Source organism: Microcystis sp. LEGE 00066 (assembly GCF_015207925.1).
GTDB classification, from domain to species: domain Bacteria; phylum Cyanobacteriota; class Cyanobacteriia; order Cyanobacteriales; family Microcystaceae; genus Microcystis; species Microcystis ichthyoblabe_A.
Genome location: NZ_JADEVX010000258.1, coordinates 1 through 4,609, shown reverse-complemented (window position 1 = coordinate 4,609; position 4,609 = coordinate 1). Strand labels below are relative to the sequence as shown.

Genomic DNA, 4,609 nt, shown 5'->3' with positions numbered 1-4,609 from the left:
AGAGGGAATGCTATCCATCTCGGAATGGTTGGCAAAATCCTCCAGTGTTTTTACTAAGAGTTGTCAAACAATCCGAAACTGGTTTGGAGAAATAATTAGTTATTTCGAGCGAAGGACAACGAATGGGGTGGTCGAGGGAATCAACAATAAACTTAAACTAATAAAAAGAAGAGGCTATGGCTTTAGAAACTTTCGGAATTTTTGGGTTAGAAGTATGTTATCTTGGCATCTTGTCTGTTGATTTAGCATAAAGAGTAACGAAGAGCCGATTTTCATCATAAACCAAACACAAAAAAGTCAACAATAACGGTGTATGAGCTAACTCTTTTGCACTTTTATACTCCTCCTTTTGCAACAGTTCCCAACAATTTTTAGCCGTCTCATTTTTGCGGTCTAATTCCGAACTAAACCGGCTCTTCGTTACTTGGTATGGTTCGATAGGGGGGCATAAATTGACTAAATCCTTATCTGGCAAGAGACTTAATTGATGAGTTCGCTTTAGGTTAAAAACAATTGACAAAAATCGCCAAATGCCTTTCTACATAAGGATTCCATCCCCTATAAACCCAGTCCATTGCATAACACAAACCGAAGAGCCACTAAACCAATGTTCAATAAAACTTTGAATTTGCTGATCATCAAATTCGACAATTTCAATATCGGTAAATTGTCGAAGATGAGTTCTAGCAGCAGTGCGACAGGAGAGAATAAAACGATTTTTATGATGCCTATCTACAAAATCTTGAATTTTCTCGATTACATTATAAACATTAGCTGTTGGCACTTCATCTAAACCATCTAATAAAATTAGTAATTCCCCTTTTTCTAGTTTATTGCTAATATTTTTTTCCACATTGGGAAAACCACAGATTTTAAACTCCTCTTCAATTAATGCCTGAATATTAATCTCGTTTTCTTTAAAGTTTTTCAACTCCAGTAAAACAGGTGTTAGAGGATGCTGATAACTGTCTTTATTTCCCTTGAGAGCTTCTAAACCAACTTTTCGCAAAAATGTAGATTTACCAATACCAGGATCACCAAGTACCATTAAATATTGTTCTTGATTAGCCAAAAGTAAACCATCTTTTTTACCATCATCCCTAAAGTTAAATCGTCGCTGCTTACTCTCACGATATTTATTTTCTGGTTCTTCGGTTTGTCTTATGCAATAGACGGGAGTTATAAGGGATGGAACCCTTATAGAGAAAGACATTGGGCGATTTTTGTCAATTGTTTTTTATCTAAAGCGAACTAATCAATTAAATCCCTTACCAGATAAAGATTTTGTTGATTTATGCCCCCCTATCGAACCATAACAAGTAACGAAGAGCCTATTTTCTAAATTTTCATCATAATAATCCCTGACTAAATTTCCTAAACATTTGACATTAACATAAATTGACTCCAAATCCATAGGCTTAGACATTTTTAAAACCTTAATCATGCCGTGCCGATCCCAGTAACGTTGAGTATATTCCCGCAAAAAAAGATACTTTCCCTCTTTGAAAAGCTGTCCGACATCTTTATTCAATAACTCATTTTTATTAATACCCTCCCACCCCGATTTAATCATTTGGCCAATAAAATTATTAGTCAATGCCGTTACAATGGTTGTTTCAATTCCTGTCATAACTTAACCCCTGTAAACCCTCTGAAGTTCAGTATAAGCCAGAAAGCGGGTTTCTCAACAACTCAGAAACCCGCTGGCTCTTTTGGATTTGGTGGGTAAAATGTATTCTGAGATATAGTCCTGCTGGCGAGGGAGTGGAGGGAACCACTCCAGACACAGAGGACACAAAGATCGATCGATCATATAGTAAGTTAAACTTATCACACAGAACCTAGAAGAGCCCAGAGAGGGGAGAGGAGAATAAATAAAAATAATCTCCTGAATCCCGACTCCTGAATCCTGATAAGTAGTCGTGCAAAATTAATTTCCTAGTAAAGATAGGCAAAAGGCAAGAGGCAAAAGGCAAGAGGGGGTTAGATATGTGTAATTAATTTTGCTTAGGTACTTAATTTATTAATACGCAAGTCCCTAATCGAGAATTTGAAAATAAAGAAGAACTGGAAAAAGTAGTCAATCAGCTTTTAAATGAAGGGGGATTGATTATTAAATGGAGTAGAAAACTTAAAAATAAGGGTAATGCTGTCAATGTAACTTAAATGCGTAAAAGCTTAGCCGATCGATTGATGACCCGGAGTGATAAAGTTTTCTATTACTGATAATCTCGAAATTATCGTTCAACCAGATTAAAGATGCTTCTGTGACTAAACCTTCTTCAAGAGTGACTAGGGAAAAATTGCGAGATTTACCCTTATCGGATTGGAGAATGCGAGGGACACTAGCAGCATTCAGATAAACAGTTCCCATCTCGGAAGTGACCACGGGATTGCGTAAACGGGAAGTAGTATGACGGAGACGGTGGTGCATATGACCGAAACTGACGAGAGGAACCTGTTTTCCTAATAGCTGTGCTTGTGCGATGGCCGCTGCTAAATCCGGATCCCCGTGGTCCCCTCCCAAGGGTTGCCAATCCCGACCACAGATAGCTTCCGCTTCCTTTCCCAGTCCGGCTGGACCATTGTGACCTAAAAAAATCAGGTTATTATAGGCAGTATCTTGAATGTTAGCGATAATTTTGGAAGTAGATTCGGCAAAACTGCTGATATTATAGCGTTCTTGAAAAAATTCCCCATTTTTCCACTCGGACCCCCCCCAAGTAAAGGGACGACCCCCAACAATCGAAAGCTCTAAACTGGGTAGGTCTAGTTTTGAGTAACCCACATGAGCAACCCCTAATAATTCTAACTGGGCGGTGACACGATCTTCCTTGTTGCGATCGTAGGGACATTGTTTTCGTCCCCAAGGGGTGGCGCTATACCACGCGTCATGATTACCGAGAATAACGGCTTTTGGTAAGGACAAACTAGCAATCCGACCGACAATTTCTAGGGATTCATTGCCAAAATCGCCGACAAATAGGGCTAAATCCACTTGTAAAGCTTCTAAAGCTAAATTATCTTCTATTTCCCATTGGTCGTGAACGTCACCGATGACGGCGATTTTATAGCTGCGAGGGAAAGAACTTACCATTACCAGTTATCAACTATCATGTACCAGTAATGATCATAACTAGGATTGGCCGAATAAATAGGGTCTGCTGAAAAAGTTTGTTGGTGGGGGCAGGGTGTGGGGTGTGGGGTGTAGGGTTTTACCGATTTTGAGGTAGTCAGTTACCTAATTTTCAGGGAAAAAGTACCTGAATTTTACCCCCGATCCCTCCAATGGTCGGCAATTTTTGAGGTCAAAAAAGTCTGAAAGCCTTATCCACTAAGGTTTTTAGATTTATTCAGCAAGCCCTAAGTAAAGAGAAAAAAAAGCCAATCGTCAGTTATCACAACGGCGTATAGTTATAGAACATATTCATCGTAGTCTCAAAATATTTCGGATACTTTCATCAAGATACAGAAATCGCAGACGGCGATTTGGTCTGAGATTGAATTTGATTGCTGGTATCTACAATTACGAACTTCGTTACCGACAAAAGGATATATCTTGATTACTTTTGCAAGAGATCTATTGAGCAAACTAGCCGATAGATTCTCGTTTTTGCGGAAAGATCCCGCCGATTCGGAACTGAGAATGTTCTGGACGAGGGATTCCACTTCGCTGACACTGCGGGAAAGTTCCCCGTCAATGGTCACTACTCGATCGATTAAGCCTTGAAACTGCCCGATAATTGGTTTTAGGTATTGTTCTAGATTAATGGCTACTTTGGCCATTTCGATCGCTTCTTTTTCCAGACTATCTAACTCCAGCTGCAACTGATACACTTGTTTGTACCCGTTCAACTCGCCGATCATTTTCGAGAAAACCTGTTTTTGTGTATCCTGATCTTCAGCTAATTTCTGGATACTTTCGCTGATTAGGTCGATTTTCTTGAGCATGAGCAAGCTGGCGCGACCAACAAGAATCACAGTGCGGAAAATCTGCTGTTTCTGTAGTCTCAGGGTATCTCGCAGGTCGGCCGAGCCGATGCTATTCTCCAAAGATTGGCGTTTTCGCTCTGTTTCTGCCAATTTCTGACATTTAACCGCCACTGCCTCCTTGATTTCCTCGGTCAGTGACTGGAAAAACCGCCGGTATTCATCCTTATGGTCGGCGAGAAATCCGATTAACTGGTTATAGTCCTTGACTAATCTTTCTAATTCTTGAAAAGTTTCCTCGAAATTGAGGGGTTCTTCTTTTTTCCTCAATCCTAACCATGTATTGCGAACCCGTTTTCCGGTTTTAATCAGTTGCTGTCTTTCTTGAATCTGATCCTGCAAAATTAATAAATCGGGGCGATTTAGTTGGGGAAGTTGATAGGTTTTCCGATAAAGCTTGATTTTCGCCGTTTCTTCTGCCATCGCCGTGATCGCTGAGGGTGAGTTTTTTCTATTTTAGCCCGATTTTTTGATCAGCTAAGACGCATTTTAACGTGAGTTCGACGGAGCTAAAAAATAGCAGGAGGTAGAGCAGGGAAGCCCTTTGGCTCTAAATCCAAGGAGGGTTTTTTGGGCAAATAGCTATAAGCAATCAAGCCAGCAAAGAGATTGACGAGAA

Annotated in this window: 2 protein-coding genes and 5 pseudogenes; 3 read left to right on the top strand and 4 right to left on the bottom strand. The window is 40.1% G+C overall.

What is annotated here, in order from left to right; translation table 11 throughout:
- The coding region (locus tag IQ224_RS21805; RefSeq protein ID WP_194032751.1) for a transposase at positions 1-241 on the top strand (241 nt) is incomplete at its 5' end.
- Between the two features lie 363 nt (positions 242-604).
- Here the strand turns inward: IQ224_RS21805 and IQ224_RS21800 are convergent.
- Together IQ224_RS21800 and IQ224_RS21795 are read right to left on the bottom strand one after the other, a co-directional pair.
- Positions 605-1,144 (bottom strand): annotated as a pseudogene (locus IQ224_RS21800) (NACHT domain-containing NTPase); the annotation flags it as partial.
- 195 nt (positions 1,145-1,339) lie between these two features.
- Positions 1,340-1,630: pseudogene (locus IQ224_RS21795) on the bottom strand (NACHT domain-containing protein); the annotation flags it as partial.
- Between the two features lie 404 nt (positions 1,631-2,034).
- On the opposite strand from IQ224_RS21795, the pseudogene IQ224_RS21790 reads away from it, so the two are divergent.
- Positions 2,035-2,166 (top strand): annotated as a pseudogene (locus IQ224_RS21790) (IS630 family transposase); the annotation flags it as partial.
- Here the strand turns inward: IQ224_RS21790 and IQ224_RS21785 are convergent.
- A complete protein-coding gene (locus IQ224_RS21785) occupies positions 2,153-3,097 on the bottom strand; it encodes a TIGR04168 family protein (RefSeq protein WP_002746140.1) in 945 nt (314 codons plus the stop codon). The pseudogene IQ224_RS21790 and the gene IQ224_RS21785 overlap by 14 nt on opposite strands.
- Positions 3,098-3,374: 277 nt before the next feature.
- Here IQ224_RS21785 and IQ224_RS21780 point away from each other — a divergent pair.
- Positions 3,375-3,563: pseudogene (locus tag IQ224_RS21780) on the top strand (transposase); the annotation flags it as partial.
- 19 nt (positions 3,564-3,582) lie between these two features.
- On the opposite strand, the pseudogene IQ224_RS21775 reads toward IQ224_RS21780, so the two are convergent.
- Positions 3,583-4,413 (bottom strand): annotated as a pseudogene (locus IQ224_RS21775) (serine/threonine-protein kinase pkn1); the annotation flags it as partial.
- Between the last annotated feature and the right edge of the window lie 196 nt (positions 4,414-4,609).

Coding starts and splice junctions, on each gene's coding strand:
- IQ224_RS21785 (WP_002746140.1), bottom strand. CDS start 3,097: ATGGTAAGTTCTTTCCCTCGCAGCTATAAAATCGCCGTCATCGGTGAC.